The organism is Commensalibacter sp. W6292M3 (assembly GCF_016101315.1).
GTDB classification, from domain to species: Bacteria; Pseudomonadota; Alphaproteobacteria; order Acetobacterales; family Acetobacteraceae; genus Commensalibacter; species Commensalibacter melissae.
Map to the genome: position 1 here is coordinate 132,398 of NZ_JACFQT010000003.1, position 21,678 is coordinate 154,075.

Here is a 21,678-nt window from a genome sequence, read left to right on the forward strand (position 1 = left end):
CAGAAGTTTGCATACATCCGCCATTCGCTGTTATGATAAAGATAGCGTAAGGAAGAATTTTTTTTCCATTCTCATATTCCTTATGAAATTGACTACATAATAAATATATTGCATAATCAAAGATTCATACCGTTTTGATAACTAATTATTTTACTATGTAATCTGTTATTAAATAAATTTGTTATTAAAAAATCTCTATATAAAGGAACGGGAATTCCTTTATATAAAGTATCAATTGATTAGGAATTTAGTTTTTAACTAAAATTCTAAATGCTCGTTTGCCATAGTTTTTGGCATAACGGACTTCTCCAGTTTTGGTATCTGTTACATATGCAACAAATATGTAATGATATCCTTCTGGAGCAGGAGCATAATTTGACATTAGTCAAATTCCTTTACCACTGCTCTTAACAAACGTATTTACAAGTTTGTTAAAAAGTTGTAGGTCAACATTTATACGGTGCTAATAAGGATTCTTAAATTTTTTCGTTTTATCCTTACTAGACTATCCCCGATCAGGTCGTTAACCTTTAACCTGACGGTTCATTTAGCCTCAATTGATTACCGATTAGTGTTGGCGCACTTGGTAATCTTTTGAGGTTAAAACTCTTTTGAAATATTTATTTGCAATAACATTTTCTTCAACAGTTCTTTTTGTGAGGGCATGAAGCCATGAAGCCATGTTTAGCATAGTTATCTAAAGTGTGTTCTGCAGCCTTGTGCGATATCCCACATTTTTCTACGCAATTATGTGGAAATAAAAGTTTATTAGCATGATCTGGTGGTAGTAATAGAGCAGCAGCAGCTACATTGGCTTGCCATTCAGAGTCACAGTATGTTTTATGGTTTTGTGATGAACGGCTAAAAGCCATTTGTTCATTACTATGTAACAAAGCATGCCCTATTTCATGGGCAATAGTGAAACGTGATCTTGTATCACCATTACAAGCGGCTTCGTATACGTCATTTCTTATTGTTATTTTTATAACCTTGTTGGTATTATACGGAGCAGTTTTTCCATATTCATTAGGCATTTCGTTAATCTCAGCATAATTTACAGAGAATCTTACGGAGCCTTCCCCTAAATCTGCTTCAATATTACCAAGGTCTCTAGAAAATAGTCAATTTTTAGATATTCGGGATTATTAGGGCACATAAAGTCCCTAAAATTTATAATTTCTTTTATGATTTGTTTAAATGATCTTGGCGCTACTTGATATCCCATTTGGCGTTTTCTCCTTTATTGTCAGATGCTTGTTTAAGTTGGGTTTTTATTTCATTTAATTGCTTATCTGACATGTCAGGTATTAAGCGTGCAAAAGTAGCTACAAATTCTTTTTGCCTTAAGTTTAGGTGGTTTGTAGGAACTTTTTGCATCGTTACAGTATAAGCATTATGAAGTTTGATTTGCTCTTCACTTGATAACTTATATTTTTCAATAATCTTTTCTACTAAGCCATCAGGAATGGGACGATGTCCATTTTCAACAGACGATAAAAAAGCTGAAGAGTAACCTGATGCTTTTGCCATATCATACATACGTATCCTTAACTGTATTCTTAATTGCCTGATGGCAATACCAAATGGGGTTAGATCATTCATGATTACAATCCTTTCCAAACTTATTAATTTATTAATGCATCATTTTTTACAAATCGCAATAGTTTTTTTTAAAAAAAATAATCATTTGATTAAATAAATTTTTATAAAGAAAATTCAATTCTTATTTAATGAATATTAATATTTAGTTATTTATCTATTACACTGTGTTTTTATTTAAAAGAAAATGGGATATTTCTATGTAGGCGTTAATGTTTAAGGCTTGGAGTTTAGGAAAAATCACCGATAGGGGGCTAAAATATTATCAGATTGAAATGTTCAGGCGTGGATATAGAAAAAATGAGCCTGTGGAATTGAATAATTTTAAAGAAATTCCTTTATCCTTAAGTCAATTAATCAAGGTGCATTTGGAACAGCTTGGGTACTCAATGGAAGATTTGTGCCAAATAACGAATATAAATGAAGACGAATTAAGAATAATGTATAGATTAACTGAAAAACCAAGAATTAAATTGAAACTGTTTGTAAATAATTAAGCTAATTGTTTATTTTTACATTTGCATCAAAAATAGAATAATTTATTTTTAATCAATTTTAAATACAAATAAAGAAAAAAATAAGATAACTTTATTTGTATTTAATCAAATCTATTTATTTTTTTTCGTTGATTTTGTCAACCAAAGGTTTATCAGGAATCAGCTTATCATTTTTATTATTATTGGGCATGTTGTCGGTTTTTTTTGAGGGGGCAATTTTATCTACTTTAGGTTTTTTATTTTTGGTCATGATTTGAACTTTCCCAACGAATTAATAGATCAAGAGTTTATTTCTGAACTAATGGATGTGTTTTAAAATCAATATCAAAGGACCAGCCATTCTCCTTTTGTGACAATGTAATTGTGGCCTTGCCCAGTCGGTAAACCAATAGAACAAATAAAGTAAACAAAATAAGTTTTTCCAGTTTTCTTAGCATAATTGAATTCCTTATATTATGATACAGTTACATTATAATGCTATTTCGTTAAATTAATAAGTGTTTTATCATTTATATCAAATGAATTACGGTTTTTAATGTAACCAATCAGATTTCTGGATTTATCAGTTTGTTGAATGAAAAATTAACATATAGCTCAAGAAAAACATAAGCAATGCAATAAATCCCTCAAGCAATTTCCAGGTCAGGGGATTTTGAAAAAAGGGTTGTAAAAACTTTGCACCATATCCAAGCAATGTAAACCAGGTGACACTTGCCATACAGGCCCCCATGCCAAAGAACCATTTGCCAATACCTGCAAAACGTGTTGAAATGCTGCCGATCAGAATCATTGTATCTAAATAAACATGCGGATTTAAAAAGGTAAACGCCAAACAGGTCAATATTATTTTATTTCGGCTTGCCGTTTTTTCTTTTGTCGGATTTAGGGTTTCAACGGTTGACAGAGCTCTTTTGGCCGCCATTAAACCATAGGCAGCCAAAAACAATGCCCCTCCATAACGGAAGAATTGAAGCTGTTGAGGGCAGGTTTGAACAATCTTGCCAATTCCTGCAATGCCTGATGAAATCAGTAAAATATCGGACAGGGAACAGATAATGATGATTAAGCCAACAAAATTCTGTTGCAATCCCTGTCGCAGTATAAAGGCATTTTGCGCACCAATTGCAATAATCAGACTGGCGGTTGTAAGGAAACCAGATATGACAGCTGATAAATTCATGAACGGTCTCTTAAGGATAATAATCAATAGATATAATGATGTATAAAATGAGGTTGGATCTGGCCAGGATTATATATATTTGGAAAATTTTATCCATGTGTCTAGGTCAAATGAATGAATAAATTTTCAATATTTAGTCGCTCTGGCAGAGGTTTCAAATAGATCAGATGGATAGGATAAAATGAAATTCAACAGTCAAGTAAAAATAGATAATTTAATAAAAAATATCTATAAATAGTTCTTTGAAAATTTTTACATACAATATATAGTATTAAAGAAAGGTTTCGAAAAATATTTATATAAAAGGGTTCAATTGTTTTTTGAGTTATTTTTCAAGTGAATTCGATAGACTTGAATATGCAAAATAAGCCTGTTTGAATTTTTAGTTTCGATCCCACAAAATAGGAATTGATTAACTGTAGAGTAAAATAAATACCAGGGAGTTGTTTGGAATATGTTAACACGTGATGAAGATGTCAAAATTGCGATGAAACCTGTTCTAAGCACTCGGAAACCTGATCCGGTGTTCTCAAATGAAACTGGATTGATGGATATTTACAAGAAATTGACTTTTACAGCGGCCCAGGATGAAGATATTAAGCGGGAAAATGCGAATATTGATGGGGATACCGCCATGGGCACAATGTTGAAATACGGTTCCGAAGGATCAAAATTCTTTATAGATCAATACATATTGCCTGAAGAAATTGCATATGCCCATCAGAATGGTGACATTCATATTCATGACAAGGATTTTTACATGTTGACCGAAACATGTTGTCAGATTGATTTGATTAAATTGTTCAAAAAAGGCTTTTCAACGGGGCATGGTTATTTAAGAGAACCTAATTCAATCGAGAGTTATTCAGCGCTTGCCTGTATTGCCATTCAGGCCAATCAAAATGAAATGCATGGAGGGCAAAGTGTTCCCAACTTTGATTATGCAATGGCGGATGGAGTTAAAAAGACATTCAGACAAGAATTTTGGAAGGTTTTTTCAATTTTTTTGCAAATTGAAACACAATTGGGAAGTGTGGAAATTGATGTTTTTCAAGATCAGGTTGAGCATCGGATAGGTGTTATTGGCCTTCAATTTTTAGAATCTTATGGAGAAAAATTATATCAACTTGAGAATTTGGGTGTTGATTTAGAAATAATAAAGAAAGCTTATAACTTTTCATGTAAAAAAGCGCTCGGTACAACAGAGAGACGCACTTATCAGGCGATGGAAGCGTTTATACATAATCTGAACACAATGAATTCACGTGCTGGGGCACAGGTTCCCTTTAGTTCAATTAATTATGGAACGGATACTTCTGAAGAAGGTCGCATGGCTATTCGAAATCTTCTGCTGGCAACGAAAGCGGGGCTTGGTAATGGTGAGACACCTATTTTCCCTGTCCAGATTTTTAAAGTAAAGGAAGGAATCAATTTTAATCCAATAGATAAAAACTATGATCTATTCAAATTGGCGATGGAAACGTCCGCTTTACGTCTTTTTCCAAATTTCAGTTTTATCGATGCTCCCTTTAATAAAGTGTTTTATAAACAGGGTGATTATAAAACGGAAGTTGCATATATGGGATGTCGTACACGTGTTTTGGGAAATGTTTATGATCCGGACAGACAAACAATATGTGGCCGCGGAAATTTAAGCTTTACGTCAATCAATTTGCCACGGTTAGCCCTGAAGGCAAAAGGTAATACAGATTTATTTTTTCAGTTGCTTGATGAAATGATTCATCTATCTTTTCGTCAACTTATACATCGGTTTCAAATTCAATGTCGTAAGAAAGTGAAAAATTACCCTTTTTTAATGGGACAAGGGATATGGATAGATTCAGAAAATTTATCAGAAAATGATGAAGTTGCTGAAGTTCTAAAGCATGGCACTTTAACGGTTGGTTTTATTGGTTTGGCTGAAACCCTGAAAGCTTTGGTGGGTTTTCATCACGGGGAAAGCGAGGTTGCGCAGGAGTTGGGGCTAAAAATTGTCAGTCATATGCGTAAAAAAACAGATGAGGCGGCAAAAAGAACAAAACTTAATTTTTCATTGATTGCCACGCCTGCCGAGGGTCTAAGTGGCCGTTTTGTCCTTATGGATCGTGAAAAATATGGTGTCATATCTGGAGTGACAGATCGGGATTATTATACGAATTCTTTTCATGTTCCTGTTTATTATCCAGTAAAAGCGCATGAAAAAATTGGACTTGAAGCACCCTATCATGAATTAACCAATGGTGGTCACATAACCTATATAGAACTTGATGGTGATATATGTAAAAATTTGGATGCGTTTGAAATAATTATCCGTTACATGAAACAATCTGGAATTGGTTATGGGGCGATTAATCATCCTTTAGATAGAGATCCTGTCTGTGGGTATGTTGGTGTTATTGATAATGAATGCCCACGTTGCGGGCGTAAAGATGGTGAGGCGGTCAGTATCGCGAAACTGAACGAATTAAGACAGATTTATTCGAATGTTCCAGATTATAATTAGAAAGGGTTAATAATGGGCAAATGCAATATGGTTAAACCTATAGAACATGTTAAAAAAAAATTCAAAATGGTGGGAAAAGATATAAGTTTTGCCAGGACACGCCGTATAACGGGATATTTGGTTGGTACATTGGACCGTTTTAATAATGCCAAACGTGCCGAAGAAAAAGATCGTGTCAAGCATGGCTGTAGCTAAACTGCGTATCAGTGGTATAGAAGCAGAATCTATCGTGGATGGGCCTGGGTTGAGGTATGTTGTTTTCACCCAGGGTTGCCCTCATCAATGTTTCGGATGCCATAATCCTGAAACACATGCACTAAACAGTGGTTATGAAATTTCTATTCAAGAAATTATCAATGACTTTTTGAATAATCCACTTTTATCAGGCATGACGTTTTCGGGTGGGGAACCGTTTTTGCAGGTGGAAAGTCTTGTTTTACTTGCCAATATTGTAAAGAAAACAGGAAAAACGCTGGTTACCTATACGGGTTATACGTATGAACGATTATTGGAACTGGGAAAATGCAATCCTTTAATTATCCATCTATTGGAATTGACTGATATTTTGATTGACGGTCCATTTCAGATCAGTCAACGGGATTTGCAATTGTCTTTTCGAGGCAGTGCCAATCAAAGAATTTTATATAGAATGGATCGGCAACGAATAAAAGATCAATTAAAATATTGATTTAAATTAATGAAAAATGATCCTCGATAGATGGGTAAAGGATCATTTATAGTATAATACTGATATTTTTGAAAAATCTAGTATTTTTTATAAGGTAAGAATTTACCGCTAAGTTGAATATTAACACGATCCCCATTGGGATTAGGTTCTCTGGTTATATTCATTGAAAAATCAATGGCGCTCATTATACCATCTCCAAATTCTTCGTGAATAAGTTCCTTGATGGCTGATCCATATACATTAATTAATTCATAAAAACGATATATTGTTGGATCAGAAGGAATGGCAGTTGGAAGACTTCCTCTATTGGGTGGAACGGTCAACCAATTGGTTTCCTCCTCTGTCAGATCAAAAATAGAAGCGATCAGAACGGCCTGTTCTTTATTTAAAGGCATTTGCCCGAGACAAGCGGCTGTAACATATTCCTTACTTAATCCTAAGGTTTCGGCGACAAAAGACCATTTAATGTCTTTACTAATTTTGGTTTGAATTATTTTTTCTGTGATTTGTAGACGGTTCATGATAATTTCCAAATAAAAAATGTTACATTGAGTTGAATATTCTTAAATTTGATAATCTAATGACATGTGATATTTGGATATTTTATTTTTACTATCAATAGTTTTAAAGTATATATTTTGTTTTTTGTTATAATTATGTGTTATAATTTTCAATCTATAATTATATAATTAATATTATTATTTTATAAAAATTTAATAATATTTAATAATAATAAAATTTTTTTAATTATTGTTCATATTCACTTTCTTGTTCCTTTTCTATTTATCCATTTCATATGATAATCAGTTGAATATTGATTATGAGATCAATTTATATAAGGTAGGATAAATGGCTTGGTCTATTCTTGGTAGTGGTGTTACAGGATTGTGTATTGCAACAGCTTTATGTGAAAAGGGTGAAAAACTAGAGGTTGTTGAAAATCCAAATATTCAAGCCGCATCATATTTTGCTGGCGGTATGTTGGCACCATTTTGTGAAGGGGAAAGTGCGCCAGATATTGTCGTAAAAAATGGACAATTATCTGTTGAGTGGTGGGATAATCATGTCAGCAATGTAAAAAAAACCGGAACCATTGTCATTGCGCCGCCTCGAGATATGTCTGAATTAAGACGGTTTGCCAATATGACCATTTGTCATGAATGGGTTGATCCAGGTAAGATAGAAAAAGATTTGAAGGGTCGTTTTTCTGAGGGGCTGTTTTTTCCTTCTGAGGCCTTTATCGATCCTCGCTTGGCCTTGCAGGAACTAAAAGAAAATTTAAAAAATAAGGGTGTTAGTTTTCATACGGGTTCGCCCAAAGGAAAGATCATTGATTGCACTGGTATGGCGGCAACCAGTTCATTAAAAAATTTACGGGCTGTTCGTGGTGAAATGCTAATTTTTGAATGCCACGAAGTTAATTTTTTACGTCCAATTCGTTTATTGCATCCGCGGTTTCCCTGTTATCTTGTACCTCGTGCAAATGGCCGATTTATGGTAGGGGCAACAATGGTGGAAAGCAATGATGATAGTCCCATAAGTGCTAGAGCCCTGATAGAAATGCTGAGTTCAGTATATGCAATTCATCCAGCCTTTGCTGAGGCAAGGATTATAGAAACAGGAACAGGATGCAGACCCTCCTTTCCTGATAATATTCCACAGATTATTGAACAGGATGGTAAATTTTATATTAATGGCATGTATCGACATGGCTTTTTACTTGCTCCGGTTCTGGCATTAGATTTTGTGAAGAAAATTTTGGGATAATGAAAATGAAGTTATATTTAAATGGAGAATTCATTACAACACAAGTAAAGACTTTGGCAGATTTGCTGAAGGAAAAAAATATGGATGTATCTTGTGTTGCCAGTGCAATCGACGGAAATTTTATTCCTCGGGCACGTTATGAGGAGACCCAGCTGCAGGAAAATATGAAAATCGAAGTTGTATCACCAATGCAGGGAGGTTAGTTGTGCAATTTTATAATCAAAATCTTCATTCAAGATTGTTATTGGGTACTGCCGGTTACCCTTCGCCAGATATCTTGATACAAGCCATTCATGCTTCAGAGGCAGAAATTATAACTGTCAGTTTACGCAGGGAAGGGGTGGGAGGTTCTGAATTTCGTCAGTTAATAGCAAAAACAAAAAAAAGGTTTCTGCCAAACACGGCAGGATGCCATACCGTGAAAGAGGCCGTGACAACAGCGCAAATGGCACGTGAAGTTTTTGAAACAAACTGGATTAAGCTGGAAATTATCGGTCATGCGGATACTTTACAACCAGATCCTTTTGCAACAGTTGAAGCTGCCAGGATTTTGTCAAAAGAAGGATTTGAGGTTTTTCCTTATACGACCGAGGATTTAATTGTTGGTGAAAAGTTATTAGAGGCAGGTTGTCAACTTTTGATGCCATGGGGGGCACCGATTGGATCTGGACAAGGTTTGCGTAATATTGAAGGATTAAAAACCATGCGTCAATATTTTAAAAATATTCCTCTTATTGTTGATGCGGGGATTGGAGCGCCAAGTCAAGCAATCGAAGCGATGGAAATAGGTTTTGATGCAATTTTACTAAATACGGCAATTGCGAAATCAAAAGATCCTATTCTAATGGCGGATGCTTTTAACAAAGCTATTTTAGCTGGACGGATAGCATATAAAGCGGGATTAATGGAAAAGCGTAATATGGCTTATGCCTCAACACCAGCATATGGATTGGCGGATCTATCATTATAATGGAAAAATTTTATTTAGTCACAGAATCTGTCTCATTAATTAAAAAATTATTGCCTGTTGGGGTTAAATTGATTCAATTGCGAATTAAAAACATGTCTCAACCGGATTTGAGGCAAAATATTATGGAAGCAAAAATCTGTTGTGAACGTTATGGTGCGCAATTGATTTTGAACGATTACTGGGAATTGGCTTTAGAATTGGGTATAAATTTTGTTCATTTAGGACAAGAAGATTTATTAAAAACAGATTTTAACAGAATACGAAATGCAGGAATTCAATACGGGATTTCCACACATGATAGATCAGAGTTGGAAATTGCGTTGAAGCTTTGCCCTGACTATATTGCATTGGGACCAATTTATCCGACTGTATTGAAGAAAATGAAATGGCACCCGCAAGGGTTATCAAAACTGAACAGATGGAAACAGAGAATAAGAAATATTCCTTTGGTTGCTATCGGGGGATTAACAGTTGAACGGATTCCTTATGTTCTGAAAGCGGGTGCAGATAGTTTGGCAGTAGTAACAGATATTAAGACTGCGTCAGATCCAATCAATCGTTATAATGCTTGGCAAAGACAGATTAAAAAGGTCATCAATTAATGGAAAAACGGTTTAAAAAACAGATAATGTTATCTGAGGTTGGTATCGAAGGTCAGGAGAGATTAAGAAAGGCCCGTCTATTAGTTGTAGGATGTGGTGGATTGGGTAATACGGTTTTACCATTACTTAGTGCAGCGGGGATAGGTTTTATAAGGGTTTATGACCATGATATTGTAGAGGAATCTAATTTACATCGACAATATATGTACTCTAAATCTGATCTTGGCAAACATAAAGCTTTGGTAATGCAGAATATTTTATATCGTCAAAATCCAGAGTGTCATATTGAGGCTTATGCTCAAAAATTAAGTTTTTCATATATTTCTGATGCAATGCGTGAAATTGATTTGGTTATAGATGCGGCTGATAATTTTATGGTGACGTATCTTCTTTCTGATAAATGTTATGAAATGAATATTCCCTTTATAAGTGCTTCTGTTCTGGAATTTCAGGGATATGTAGGGGCTTTTTGTGGTGGTGGGCCAAGCTATCGCTCGGTTTTTCCAAAACCTTCGTTTTCGAACAATAATTGTAATAACATTGGAGTAATGGGACCTGTTGTTGCGATTATGGGATCTATTCAGGCAGAAATGGCTATAAATATAATATTAAAGCTTTCCCAACCGACATTAGGAAACTTGTTCCATATAGATTGCATTAACTGGAGAGTTGGTCAGATTTGTTTTGATGATGCGGAAGAACCTGAACAAAAAACAATTATTTCATTATTGGATAGGGACAGTCTCAAAGTTGATGATTATTTGGTTGAATTACGGGATGAAATTGAAGCTCCAATCAGTGTTAATTCCCATGTTGTTCGGGTGAAACCTGAAAATATAGAAAATAATAATTTTCCGACCGATCGACGAATAGTATTTATTTGTAAGACCGGGATAAGAGCTATTAAAGCAGCATATCAGTTACAATTTAAGGGTTATACAAATTTGGGCATCATAGCGGATTAACTTTTTTAAAATATTATTTATATTAAATTCTAATAAATTGTAATTTAATAATACAAAAAACGTTATATTTTAATTCAATCAACAAAAATTTTTAGTAAATTTAACGATTATTGTTTGTAAATATAATTGTAATGATATTCTTGAATATATCGAATGTTTTTAATAATAATAATAATAATAATAATAATAATAATAATAATAAATAATAATATATCATTTTCAGTTAAATATTAAGATTTAAATATGCGTTTTTAAAATATTTTATTTAAGTATAAAGGGGGAAATATTTTACGGTAATGTATTTTTTTATAAGAGATAAAGAAGATGCGTTTAATATTATATAGTTTAATGTTTAAGGATTAACAGGCATGATACATAGAATAGGGTATAGTTTGAATTTGTTGAATATAATTCTGACCAATTAATGTTGATGAAACGATTACTTTACGTCCATCTTGTGTATCTGGTTTACGTTTAACGAGTTTTAATTCTTCTAAACGATTAATTGCCTTGGTTACAGCAGGTTTAGAAAGATTTAATGTTTTAGAATAATAATCGACACTCGCTTCAATCGCTTCGTTATAAACCAAGGATAAGATTGCAAGTTGACGAACGGTAAGTGCAAAATGACTACTGGCAGAATTTTTAATAATTTGAAAAGAAAGATTCATTTTAATTAATATCCTTTTAGAAAATAAATAAATAAGGTTTTTCAATTAAGTATTGATATAACAATGATTTTTTGTGTTATGCTTTTATTTTATAGGGAAAAAAACCGTCGTCAACAATTTTTGGTAAAAATCCCGCAAATGCAATGAAACGAATCGTTAACAAAAATAAATCTTTTAATTCTGTAATTTTATTCTTTGTATAGTGTTATGATAACAACCAATGACAAGACTTTGAATTGTTACAGATGGTGTAACATTATTTTTTGAGTGAAAAGAATTTGAGCGTGGTAAAATTATAGGGTGTGTAAAATTAGGATTGTTACTATAAGGCCAGAGAAAAATTTTACCATTTTCTTTTATTTCAACTATTTTAAGGGTTTGTTCATAACAATTTGTTAATTTATCATAACGAATTATAACAACACATTCACCATCTTTAGGGGCTCTTTCTAAATCAGAAAAATTGACAGCAATGATTATAGACCCTTTAGGGTATAACAAATTCATTGATTCATCCCTGATATTCAATGCAAAGCTATTTGCATTTTTAAATTTCGGATTCTCAGGAATGGGAAAAATAATCCATTCGGATTGTGGCCATTCTACTTTCTGAATCCATTGAGAGGCTTCTATGTTTCCTTTGATATAGATTATTTTTAGAGAAATAAAAGGGTTTTTTAAAGTTAAAGATGGAGGGAAAGATTGTGGGTTTAGGGCGTTCAGAAAATAGTCAATACTGACATTTAATGAATTTGCTAACTTGATTAACTTGTCAACTTTTGGAAAATTACCATTTCTCCGCATATCTCTAATAAAATCTGGACTTATACCAGCATTAATACATGCTTTGCGTTCACTAATATTTTTTTCTTTTATGATGTTTTCAATGTTAAATAAAAGCTTTTTTATGTTCATTTTTAAAGAATAATACCATATTAATTAATTAATTATATGTGGTATTTTAACCGGAATATAAATTATAAAGGTTAAAATACCGTACGTTTATTCATTATTGCAATTTAAATTGATGAAGGATAGTAATTTTTTATAGAGAAATTTTAATTATTCAAATTATAGGATATGATCTACATAACTTATTGATGTTAAATATTTTTAATGAATGAATCAAATAGAAGCTAAATTAAGATCTTTCATGATATTAATATAATTTATTTTATATCTAATATTTTTGAAGTTGAGCAAAAATTTCTATCATAATAAACGAGATTATCGTTTTTATTGTTGATATTAATTATATTAATATTTGTGAAAAAAAGCGAATGTGTACCGTATTCTTTAATTTCATTTATTTGACCTTTTAAATAAACCAATGCATCTTTAAGATATGGTGGGTTTTTGTCAGTTTTTTGCCATTCATCTTGTAAAAATCTATCTTGCATATTAACTTTTGTAATTCCGGCAAAATGTTTTGCTGCATCCAGATGTTTGGAAGAAAGAATATTGATACAAATATTTTGATTATCTTTAAATATTTGATTTACTTTACTTTTTTTATTGATGCAGACTAATATTGTTGGAGGGGTGTCGGTTATGGAACAAACTGATGTTGCGGTAATCCCGTGTGGACCAGTATTTCCATTAGTAGTTATAATGCAAACACCTGCAGCTAATTGCGACATAGCATCACGGAAATTTTTCTGCTCTTGATTTAAAATAGATAAGTTCATTTAATATCCTTTATATAAAATAATAATTAATTATTTCATTTATAAAAAATTAATAAAATATCTATTTAAAGGCAAATTAAATTATATATACATTTAAAATTTTAGCTAGTGTAATAAATATAATTGCATAAAAAATTTTAAAAAATAGATTGTTAATAGATTAAAAAATTAATAATTTATCAAAATATTATTTTTGCTTGATTTTTTTTTTAACAGTGTTAATTGATTGAAAAGATAAGGAAGGTGCTGTTTTAAATAATGAATATTAATAAAAATTTATGAATATGGAAAAGCAGTTATTTCTTAAAAGATGGTTTAGTATTATATATCTAAAATAATTTTAATATATAATAACAATTAACATTTTATTTGAATTAGTTATTATTAGAATAAAGGAACAGTAGTAGAATTAATAAAAGGTTTAATTACAATATATAGCCATTCATCAATTTAAATAAAATTTATGAGAATATGTCATTAATGGCAGAATTAATATGAATAGGAACTGAAATGAGTGGCTTTATAAATAAAGTTGTTTTGATTGGTATTTTAGCCAAAGACCCAGAAATAAAAATGATCCAATCTGGTGATAATATAGCGACTTTAGTCCTAATGGTAAATGATAGCTGGGAAAATCGACGTACAGCTCAACAAATTAACAAAGTTGAGTATTTTAAAGTTGTCGTTTTTAGTAAAAATTTGATTAAACAAATTGAAACTGTCATTAAAAAAGGGGATCAGCTATACATTGAAGGACAATTAAGAGTTCGGAAATGGTACGATGAACAGAAAAATAATCATTATAGCGCAGAAATTGTTCTTTTCTCTCACAACGGAATATTAGTATTGTTGAATGATAATAATATAAAAGAGGAATTATTAATTAATCAAGAGGCTTCATCATAATTAAAGAAGGCCTTTTATGAAAAAAAGTATAAAAAAACGGATTAATAAAAAAAAATTACCCTTTATTGTACGTAAACATCATCTGGAAGCACAATATAATTCAGGAAAACTAATAATTGATGTTGGTATTGATCCTCAAAATATAAATGAAAAAGTTACACGATTACGACGTAAATGTGTTTATGATGAGATGATGAATCGTGGTAGTATAAGTGTTACCCAACGTAATTGTGCTGAACGATATGCCATTTTGTGTGAAAAAGCTTTCGGACAGAGCAGTTCAATTTACGCACGTATAAGTCATTGGTTGAAAGAAGGAAAAATAAGTGGTGGAAATTGGGAACCAATACCTTCACAACATGATGCATACAGTAAATTATTATCTATATGGCAAGAAATTGGGCGTTATCATCTTGATATTTTGAATATGATTATTTTGGGAAATATGAAATGTAAAGAAATATCCCAATTACTTAAATTGAATTTGAACTATACTATGGGTCAGGTTCTATCAGCTTTTATTTTATTAGAAGAAGCTTTGGAAAAAAAATAATATTACGATAAAATTATAACGTATATAATTAGTAGTTTAATCAGATGGAAAAGTTTTAATAATTTTTTATTGGGCAGCCTTTAGGCTGCTTTTTTATGCCCAGGTATAATGATATGTGTCACAAGTTATATAATTATCATACGTGGAATAAGTTCTAATTCAATTTCTTGTCAAAGTGTATTTTTATATATTTTCGAAATGATATTGAGCTCATCTTGATTATGTAGGAAAAACATCTGGTGTTTATAAATTGTCCAGGATGAATGTAACCTTCATGGAAAGGATGGGCTGAAATAAAATGTTCTTTTCAAATTGATGGCTGGACATCAACTGGATCTGATAGTTAGTAATGATAGTTTGTATCCGGGTGGAAGAAATTCTTGTTTAAGTCAGGATATTAATACGGAAGATGCCTTTAGTTAAAATTTAAAAAAAACTATTCGTAAAAATTTCATTTTATTTATTTTGTAAAGAAATTTTGAATGAAATTATGATATCATACAAGTAATCTTAAAATTTCTGTTACGGAATTATCGATTTATGGATGGATCTTGTTAGGTCGTCTATTTAACTAAATAATATTGGCATTTATATTTTGAATGGAAATCATTATGAGATCTTTAAGTTCAGCTGATAATTTTGTTAAAGAAGCGATGAAGAAAAGGAGTGATAATTATTACCCAAAATTTCATATTGCCGCTCAATATGGTTGGATTAATGATCCAAATGGTTTAATTTATATTAACGGGAAATATCATTTTTTCTTTCAACATTATCCTTATAAACCTATATGGGGGCTTATGCATTGGGGGCACGTTGTCAGTGATGATATGGTTCATTGGGAGCATATGCCAATTGCTCTATATCCTGATCAGGAATATGATCGGGATGGTTGTTATTCAGGTTCAGCTGTAAATAATAGTGGTATACTAACCTTATTTTATACAGGTCATAGATTTTTTGAGAAAACCGGTGAAGATTCACGAATTTGTCAAGTTCAATGCATGGCGACCAGTATAGATGGAATTCATTTTACCAAACATGGACCTGTTTTATATCCTCCAGAAGGAATAGTTGATTTTCGGGATCCCAAAGTATGGCGAGCTCGGGAAAAATGGTGGATGGTTGTGGGGGCAAAAGTAAATGATTTGGGTCAAGTGAGGTTATATCAATCGGATAATTTAAAAGAATGGCAATTTAGATGTATCCTACATCAGGCAAAAGATAGCGTAGATGGTTATATGTGGGAATGTCCTGATTTTTTTAGTGTTAATAATAAAGATGTGTTAATTACTTCACCTCAAGGTATGCCTGCTCAGGAATATGATTACCGTAATTTACATCAAAGTGGTTATTGTATAGGTCAATGGGAAAAGAATGGAACTTTTTCTATTGAAACTTCATTTAGAGAAATTGATCATGGTCATGATTTTTATGCCCCCCAGACATTTGAAGCTGCTGATGGGCGTAGAATTATGGTCGGATGGATGGAGATGTGGGATGCGCCTCTTCCTAATCAATCCGAGGGTTGGAGCGGCGCGTTAACCTTGCCTAGAGAAGTTTCATGTAATGAGATTGGTAAATTATATTGTAAACCAATTGTAGAATTGGAATTACTTAGAACAGATTACAAAAAATTTGAATTGATTGCTTTAAATAATGAGGTTTATTCATTAGATGAAACATATCAAGAGCTGAAGCTATCGATTGATTTGACTGCTAGTTCAGGTAGGTGTTATGGTTTAAATATTGAAAGTGCTGGAAGAATTATTGTTGATTCAGCTTTGAAGCGATTAATATTTGAGCGACATAGTTCTGATTATGAATTACAATCCTGTCGAAGTATTTTTTTAAAGGGAATGTTACGAATAGACTTACATATTTTTATTGATGCCTCTTCTATAGAAATTTTTGTTAATGAAGGTGAATATAGTTTAACTAGCAAGATTTATCCGATTTCTGACCAAAAAAAGTTAACGTTATTTGCTGAGAAAGGGACCGCAATTTTTAAAAATATAAAACAATGGAAATTGGATTCAATTTTTAAATAATCTGAAAGTTATAATTTTGATGATGAGAATAATTTTTCAAACTATCTTCTCATCATCATGTTAAATAAAATTTGTTAAAAAATTATTATCTAATATTTTAATTTGGGTCCTGCTTGATAGATAGTTTCAGAGACGTTAAATTTTTTGAAATTATCAATAAATTGTTGCGCTAAATTTTGTGCGGCTTGATCATAAGCTTGTGGATCTTTCCAACAGTTGCGTGGATTTAGAATTTTATTTTCAACATTAGGTATTGCAGTGGGAATATCCAGATTCATAATTTCAAGATGCTCTGTTTTTGTTTCGTTAATAAGGCCATTTTGTATCGCATGGATAATTGCTCTCGTTGTTGGAATTTTGAACCTTTTACCTACACCATAACCACCTCCTGTCCATCCTGTATTAACCAAATAAACATGCGAATGAAAATTCTTAATTCGTTTGATTAAAAGTTCTGCATAGACTTGTGGTGGACGTGGAAAAAAAGGTGCACCAAAACATGTTGAGAATGTGGATTTGATTCCTGAACCGGATCCTATTTCCGTTGATCCAACCAATGCGGTGTATCCAGAAAGAAAATGGTATGCAGCTTGTTCATGATTTAGAATGGCAACAGGTGGCAAGACGCCGGTTAAATCACAAGTCAAAAAGATAATTGCATTAGGTTCGCTCCCTTTGTTATTTTTTGCCCGTTTCACAATGAAATCACGAGGGTAGCAAGCTCTTGTATTCTGAGTGAATTGTTCATCATTGTAATCAGGCTCACGTGTCGCTTTATCTAATACGACATTTTCAAGAACACTTCCAAAACGGATGGCTCGCCAGATAACGGGCTCATTTTTTTCACTAAGATGAATACATTTTGCATAGCATCCTCCTTCAATATTAAAAACTGTTCCTGCACCCCAACCATGTTCATCATCTCCAATCAGGTAACGGTGTTCATCGGCTGAAAGTGTTGTTTTACCTGTTCCTGACAATCCAAAAAACAAGGTTACATCATCTTTTTCGCCAACATTTGCTGCACAATGCATGGGTAAAACGTCTTGTTCAGGCAAAAGAAAATTTTGCACAGAGAACATGGCTTTTTTCATTTCCCCGGCATAAGGCATTCCTGCAAGTAAAACTTTTTTTTGAGAAATGTTAATGATGACAGTTCCCTCAGAATTGGTACCGTCTCGTTCAGGATTGCACTTGAAACCGGGAGCGTTGATAATTTGCCATTCAGAAAGTTGTTTTGGATTATAAATATCAGGATTGATGAAAAGGCATCTTCCAAACACGTTATGCCAGGCGGTTTCGGTAATCATTTTGACGGGTAGATAATAATTTTGATCAGACCCGACATGAACATGAGAAATGAAACATGCTTGTCGATTGATATAATCCTCGACATGTTTCCATAAGGTGTCAAATTTATTTTCGGAATAAGGTTGGTTAATTTTACCCCAATTAATCGCATTTTCTGTTATGGCTTCTTTAACAATAAAACGATCAGCCGGGGACCGTCCGGTTCGTTTGCCTGTTTTTACTGTTAACGCACCATTAGCGGCTAATTTTCCCTCATTGCGTTGAATGGCTAACTCAACAAGTTCTGCGATGCTAATATCTATATAATGTTTAACGTGATTCATTCAATATTTCCAACGGCATTATCAGGTTTAAAGATAAAATTATGAATTATATGCAGTCGGTTGTTTAATCACATATATGCTATTATTTATCTATTTAAATTATCAAAAAGGGTTTGTCATGATTATAATTGTTAAAATTCTTGATCAGGATCGTTATTTTTGGAAAAAGCATATGAATGTATTCAAGGGTTATTGAAGAACGATACAAATAGATCCTTTTATCTGTTTAAATCAATATTTATTTAAAAAAATATTATTCTGATTTTATTATCACTTAAATTTGAATATATTTACGAAATTATATCGATTTTTTTAAAAAAAATTTCGATTATTCGATTCGACTTTTAATAATGATTGTTGATATTTTTGAATTGTATTACATTTATTTCATAATTTTCGATAAACAGATAATTTAACGAAAAACAAATCATCATAGATGATGATTTGGCATCATTTTTCATTTTTATATCGGATCATAAATAATGAGTAAAAATACTAATTTTGAAACCTTGGCTATTCATGCGGGGGCAACACCTGATCCAGTAACAGGGGCAAGAATAACACCGATTTATCAGACTACAGCTTATGTTTTTAAAGATGTTGATCAGGCAGCCAATCGCTTTGCCTTGACAGATGCGGGAAATATTTATGGTCGGATTACGAACCCAACCCAGTCTGTATTGGAAGAACGGGTGACAGCACTGGAGGGGGGAAGTGCAGCATTGGCAACTGCTTCTGGACATGCTGCAGAGTTTTTAACCTTTCATACCCTGATGGAGGCAGGGGATAATTTCATCGCCGCCCGTCAATTATATGGTGGTTCAATTAACCAGTTTGCCCAGTCTTTCAAATCATTTGACTGGCATGTTCGTTTTGCCGATATTGACGACTTATCCACTTTTGAAAAAGCAATTGATGGTCGGACAAAGGCGATTTTTATTGAAAGCTTTGCAAACCCTGGTGGTATAATTGTTGATATAGAGGCCATTGCAAAAATTGCTTATGCCAATCATATCCCTTTGATTGTGGATAACACCATGGCGACGCCTTATCTGGTTCGCCCTTTTGCACATGGTGCCGATATTGTGATTCATTCCCTGACTAAATTTATGGGGGGACATGGAAATTCGATGGGCGGCATTATTGTTGATGGTGGTAAATTTGATTGGAAAAAAGATAACAAATATAAAAAAATTACAGAGCCACGACATGATTATGCAGAGTTGGTTATTGCGGATGCGGCAGGTTCATCGGCTTTTGCAATTGCTGCGCGTGTATTGGGTATGCGTGATTTTGGTCCAACAATTTCTCCTTTTAATGCATTTTTGATCTTAACGGGAATTGAAACCTTACCTTTGCGTATGCAGCGTCATTGTGACAATGCAAATGTGGTAGCTCATTACTTGGCTAATCATGAAAAGGTTGCGTGGGTTTCGTATGCTGGATTGCCTGATAATAAATATCATGATTTGCAGAAGAAATATGCGCCTAAAGGGGCTGGATCAGTATTTACCTTTGGAATAAAAGGAGGATATGATTCAGCTGTCCGGTTTGTCTCTTCGTTAAAAATGTTTTCTTTATTGGCTAATATTGGAGACACGCGTTCCTTAGTCATTCATCCTGCATCGACTACACATCGTCAATTAAGTTATGAACAAAAAATTGCTGCAGGAGCGGGACCCGATGTGATTCGTCTATCGATTGGTATTGAAAATGTAAATGATATTATTCAGGATCTTGAACAGGCTTTGGCACAAAGTTAAGATAAAATATAGAATAAGAGTTATTGATTTTTAAAAATACCCCTTGTTTGATTCAGGGGTTTTCAATATATCGTGCAATCTCGATTAAATTCAGATCAGGGTCACGTAGGTAAATGGATTCAATGGACCCCTGTGCTCCTGTTCGGTTGATAGGACCCTCAAGCGGTTTAATTCCATGTTTCTGTAAATGAGCAAGAATTGTTGCTGGTTTTTCTTGAGTAACAAAACAGATATCTAAAGAGCCTGGTACGGGTAAATGTGCCTTTGGTTCAATTTCCTTACCATATTCATGAACATTGCTCTTTTGATTGCCAAATTTAAAAGCTATTCGATCTTGTCCAAAATGTTGCAGGGAAAATTGTAAAACCTGAGTGTAAAAATGGAACACGCATCAAGCCTGTATGTTGTCAGCACAATATGATCAATGGAATTAATCATAGTTTACATTGCTTTCTAAATATAACGAAAATGAAACAAAGATTATTTGGATATGGATTGTTTTGCAAGTGAAAATTGTTTTTCGTTATGGTTTTGCAGACGCTTATTATTATTTTTTGTTTTTTGGTGGATTAACTTTATAAAAACTACAAAAAAGATTTAACGATGAATTGATTTTTTTTGAAATAAATAAAAAATGAGAATTCAATTATTTAATATGGTGGAGGGGGTTGGATTCGAACCAACGTAGACGCACGTCAGCGGATTTACAGTCCGCCCCCTTTAGCCACTCGGGCACCCCTCCTTTTGAAGATGGAAAACAAATAACAGGTTCTTTTGATAGATGTCAACAGAGTTTTTAACTTTTCTTTGTAGATTTTTTTGATTTTCTCTATAATCATTTGATTTTTAAATATATAGAAAAGATTGAATCATATATGAGTAAAAAACCTGTTTCTAATTCTCATCAAAAAGAGGGGGGATATTGGTTATATGGTTTGCATTCTGTGCAAGCGGCTTTGAAAAATCCATTACGTCAAAAAAATCGTTTGTTGGCTACACAAGAGATATTTGACACTTTAATGACCAAATTGGAACGGCCTTTAAATATATCTTATGAAATTGTTGATCGTATGATGTTGGATAGGTTTTGTGGTCGGGATGCTGTACATCAGGGCGTTGCATTACAGGTTATGCCACTTCCCGACCCAGATTTAGAGGATATAGTGAAACGGCATGGACCCGTGCTCATCCTTGATCAAGTTACAGATCCTCGCAATGTTGGTGCTATTTTACGTTCGGCAATGGCATTTGGGGCAGCTGGAATTATTATGCAGGATCGTCATTCCCCAGAAGAAAGCGGGGTTTTGGCCAAAGCGGCATCGGGTGCTCTTGATTCTGTATTGGTAATGAAAGTGGTTAATCTTTCACGTATCATGAAGCAGTTAAAGGAAAAAGGTTTTTGGGTTCTTGGAATGGATGCGCAGGGTGAGGTTCTAAATGGTCAAAATTATAAGCAAAGAAAAGTGGCATTGGTGTTGGGTGCCGAAGGTAAGGGACTGCGACAGCTTGTCCGTCAAAATTGTGATGAAATTGTTTCATTATATATGGCCGGGGATATTGACAGTTTAAACGTATCAGTTGCGGGTGCTATTGCCTTGTACGAAATAATCCATTCTAATTTAATCTAGAAATTTTATGTTA

General features: G+C 33.1%; 25 protein-coding genes, 1 tRNA gene and 1 pseudogene. 14 read left to right on the top strand and 13 right to left on the bottom strand.

Going from position 1 to position 21,678, the window contains the following annotated elements:
- Positions 1 to 247: 247 nt before the first annotated feature.
- From H3T57_RS09175 to H3T57_RS07910, 3 genes are all read right to left on the bottom strand, one after another.
- Positions 248 to 382 (bottom strand): hypothetical protein, encoded by a 135-nt coding sequence (locus H3T57_RS09175; RefSeq protein ID WP_255549918.1) that lies wholly within the window; start codon positions 380 to 382, stop codon positions 248 to 250.
- 259 nt (positions 383 to 641) lie between these two features.
- Positions 642 to 1,034 carry an ImmA/IrrE family metallo-endopeptidase gene (locus H3T57_RS07905; RefSeq protein ID WP_198193910.1) on the bottom strand — a complete coding sequence of 131 codons (393 nt, stop codon included), beginning with the start codon at positions 1,032 to 1,034 and terminating at the stop codon, positions 642 to 644.
- A 175-nt stretch (positions 1,035 to 1,209) separates the two neighbouring features.
- The gene (locus H3T57_RS07910) at positions 1,210 to 1,602 is read right to left on the bottom strand and encodes a helix-turn-helix transcriptional regulator (protein WP_198193913.1); all 393 of its coding nucleotides are present in this window, start codon (positions 1,600 to 1,602) and stop codon (positions 1,210 to 1,212) included.
- 209 nt (positions 1,603 to 1,811) lie between these two features.
- On the opposite strand from H3T57_RS07910, the gene H3T57_RS07915 reads away from it, so the two are divergent.
- A complete protein-coding gene (locus H3T57_RS07915) occupies positions 1,812 to 2,096 on the top strand; it encodes a hypothetical protein (protein WP_198193915.1) in 285 nt (94 codons plus the stop codon).
- 115 nt (positions 2,097 to 2,211) lie between these two features.
- On the opposite strand, the gene H3T57_RS09180 is transcribed toward H3T57_RS07915, so the two are convergent.
- From H3T57_RS09180 to H3T57_RS07925, 3 genes are all read right to left on the bottom strand, one after another.
- Positions 2,212 to 2,346: a hypothetical protein gene (locus tag H3T57_RS09180; protein ID WP_255487657.1), complete on the bottom strand. Its 135-nt coding sequence runs from the start codon at positions 2,344 to 2,346 to the stop codon at positions 2,212 to 2,214.
- Between the two features lie 37 nt (positions 2,347 to 2,383).
- On the bottom strand, positions 2,384 to 2,533 hold the full coding sequence (locus H3T57_RS07920) for a hypothetical protein (protein ID WP_155566442.1): 150 nt from the start codon (positions 2,531 to 2,533) through the stop codon (positions 2,384 to 2,386).
- A 125-nt stretch (positions 2,534 to 2,658) separates the two neighbouring features.
- On the bottom strand, positions 2,659 to 3,276 hold the full coding sequence (locus tag H3T57_RS07925; protein ID WP_198193917.1) for a LysE/ArgO family amino acid transporter: 618 nt from the start codon (positions 3,274 to 3,276) through the stop codon (positions 2,659 to 2,661).
- 448 nt (positions 3,277 to 3,724) lie between these two features.
- Here H3T57_RS07925 and H3T57_RS07930 point away from each other — a divergent pair.
- The 3 genes and pseudogenes from H3T57_RS07930 to nrdG form a co-directional block, all read left to right on the top strand.
- Positions 3,725 to 5,779 (top strand): annotated as a pseudogene (locus H3T57_RS07930) (anaerobic ribonucleoside triphosphate reductase); the annotation flags it as partial.
- 27 nt (positions 5,780 to 5,806) lie between these two features.
- Positions 5,807 to 5,974, top strand: a complete 168-nt coding sequence (gene nrdD / locus H3T57_RS07935; RefSeq protein ID WP_232349805.1) for an anaerobic ribonucleoside-triphosphate reductase — start codon at positions 5,807 to 5,809, stop codon at positions 5,972 to 5,974.
- A complete protein-coding gene (gene nrdG, locus H3T57_RS07940) occupies positions 5,961 to 6,467 on the top strand; it encodes an anaerobic ribonucleoside-triphosphate reductase activating protein (protein WP_198193923.1) in 507 nt (168 codons plus the stop codon). Before nrdD ends, nrdG begins: the two co-directional genes overlap by 14 nt.
- 77 nt (positions 6,468 to 6,544) lie before the next feature.
- On the opposite strand, the gene cynS is transcribed toward nrdG, so the two are convergent.
- Positions 6,545 to 6,988, bottom strand: coding sequence for a cyanase (gene cynS / locus H3T57_RS07945; RefSeq protein ID WP_110439450.1), 444 nt, complete (start codon positions 6,986 to 6,988; stop codon positions 6,545 to 6,547).
- A gap of 328 nt (positions 6,989 to 7,316) precedes the next feature.
- Here cynS and H3T57_RS07950 point away from each other — a divergent pair, with 328 nt between their 5' ends.
- From H3T57_RS07950 to H3T57_RS07970, 5 genes are read left to right on the top strand one after another with little or no spacing between them, the layout of a single operon-like run.
- Positions 7,317 to 8,234 (top strand): FAD-dependent oxidoreductase, encoded by a 918-nt coding sequence (locus H3T57_RS07950; protein WP_155565034.1) that lies wholly within the window; start codon positions 7,317 to 7,319, stop codon positions 8,232 to 8,234.
- 5 nt (positions 8,235 to 8,239) lie between these two features.
- Positions 8,240 to 8,437 carry a sulfur carrier protein ThiS gene (gene thiS, locus H3T57_RS07955; RefSeq protein ID WP_155565035.1) on the top strand — a complete coding sequence of 66 codons (198 nt, stop codon included), beginning with the start codon at positions 8,240 to 8,242 and terminating at the stop codon, positions 8,435 to 8,437.
- A gap of 2 nt (positions 8,438 to 8,439) precedes the next feature.
- Positions 8,440 to 9,204 carry a thiazole synthase gene (locus H3T57_RS07960; RefSeq protein WP_198193926.1) on the top strand — a complete coding sequence of 255 codons (765 nt, stop codon included), beginning with the start codon at positions 8,440 to 8,442 and terminating at the stop codon, positions 9,202 to 9,204.
- Complete coding sequence (locus tag H3T57_RS07965; protein WP_232349806.1) at positions 9,204 to 9,806, top strand: thiamine phosphate synthase; 603 nt, start codon at positions 9,204 to 9,206, stop codon at positions 9,804 to 9,806. The genes H3T57_RS07960 and H3T57_RS07965 overlap by 1 nt, the downstream gene beginning before the upstream one ends.
- On the top strand, positions 9,806 to 10,771 hold the full coding sequence (locus H3T57_RS07970; RefSeq protein WP_198193928.1) for a HesA/MoeB/ThiF family protein: 966 nt from the start codon (positions 9,806 to 9,808) through the stop codon (positions 10,769 to 10,771). Before H3T57_RS07965 ends, H3T57_RS07970 begins: the two co-directional genes overlap by 1 nt.
- Positions 10,772 to 11,130: 359 nt before the next feature.
- Here H3T57_RS07970 and H3T57_RS07975 read toward each other — a convergent pair whose 3' ends face one another.
- The 3 genes from H3T57_RS07975 to H3T57_RS07985 form a co-directional block, all read right to left on the bottom strand.
- A complete protein-coding gene (locus H3T57_RS07975; protein ID WP_110439455.1) occupies positions 11,131 to 11,442 on the bottom strand; it encodes a MarR family winged helix-turn-helix transcriptional regulator in 312 nt (103 codons plus the stop codon).
- 174 nt (positions 11,443 to 11,616) lie between these two features.
- Positions 11,617 to 12,357, bottom strand: coding sequence for a LexA family transcriptional regulator (locus H3T57_RS07980; protein WP_198193930.1), 741 nt, complete (start codon positions 12,355 to 12,357; stop codon positions 11,617 to 11,619).
- A 254-nt stretch (positions 12,358 to 12,611) separates the two neighbouring features.
- Positions 12,612 to 13,130 (bottom strand): flavin reductase, encoded by a 519-nt coding sequence (locus H3T57_RS07985; RefSeq protein ID WP_198193932.1) that lies wholly within the window; start codon positions 13,128 to 13,130, stop codon positions 12,612 to 12,614.
- A 510-nt stretch (positions 13,131 to 13,640) separates the two neighbouring features.
- Between H3T57_RS07985 and ssb the strand changes: the two genes are divergently transcribed.
- From ssb to H3T57_RS08000, 3 genes are all read left to right on the top strand, one after another.
- Positions 13,641 to 14,036: a single-stranded DNA-binding protein gene (ssb, locus tag H3T57_RS07990; RefSeq protein ID WP_110439458.1), complete on the top strand. Its 396-nt coding sequence runs from the start codon at positions 13,641 to 13,643 to the stop codon at positions 14,034 to 14,036.
- Between the two features lie 16 nt (positions 14,037 to 14,052).
- Positions 14,053 to 14,589: a hypothetical protein gene (locus H3T57_RS07995; protein WP_155567767.1), complete on the top strand. Its 537-nt coding sequence runs from the start codon at positions 14,053 to 14,055 to the stop codon at positions 14,587 to 14,589.
- A gap of 611 nt (positions 14,590 to 15,200) precedes the next feature.
- Positions 15,201 to 16,640: a glycoside hydrolase family 32 protein gene (locus H3T57_RS08000; RefSeq protein ID WP_198193934.1), complete on the top strand. Its 1,440-nt coding sequence runs from the start codon at positions 15,201 to 15,203 to the stop codon at positions 16,638 to 16,640.
- Positions 16,641 to 16,729: 89 nt separating this feature from the next.
- Here H3T57_RS08000 and H3T57_RS08005 read toward each other — a convergent pair whose 3' ends face one another.
- On the bottom strand, positions 16,730 to 18,274 hold the full coding sequence (locus tag H3T57_RS08005; protein ID WP_198193935.1) for a phosphoenolpyruvate carboxykinase: 1,545 nt from the start codon (positions 18,272 to 18,274) through the stop codon (positions 16,730 to 16,732).
- Positions 18,275 to 18,756: 482 nt separating this feature from the next.
- Between H3T57_RS08005 and H3T57_RS08010 the strand changes: the two genes are divergently transcribed.
- Positions 18,757 to 20,037: an O-acetylhomoserine aminocarboxypropyltransferase gene (locus tag H3T57_RS08010; protein WP_155571679.1), complete on the top strand. Its 1,281-nt coding sequence runs from the start codon at positions 18,757 to 18,759 to the stop codon at positions 20,035 to 20,037.
- 52 nt (positions 20,038 to 20,089) lie between these two features.
- Here H3T57_RS08010 and H3T57_RS08015 read toward each other — a convergent pair whose 3' ends face one another.
- Both H3T57_RS08015 and H3T57_RS08020 read right to left on the bottom strand, forming a co-directional pair.
- Entirely contained in the window at positions 20,090 to 20,425 is a 336-nt protein-coding gene (locus H3T57_RS08015; RefSeq protein ID WP_198193936.1) for a VOC family protein, read from the bottom strand.
- Between the two features lie 268 nt (positions 20,426 to 20,693).
- Positions 20,694 to 20,779, bottom strand: a tRNA-Tyr gene (locus H3T57_RS08020).
- 133 nt (positions 20,780 to 20,912) lie between these two features.
- Between H3T57_RS08020 and rlmB the strand changes: the two genes are divergently transcribed.
- A complete protein-coding gene (rlmB, locus tag H3T57_RS08025) occupies positions 20,913 to 21,665 on the top strand; it encodes a 23S rRNA (guanosine(2251)-2'-O)-methyltransferase RlmB (RefSeq protein WP_155580097.1) in 753 nt (250 codons plus the stop codon).
- Positions 21,666 to 21,678 lie beyond the last annotated feature (13 nt).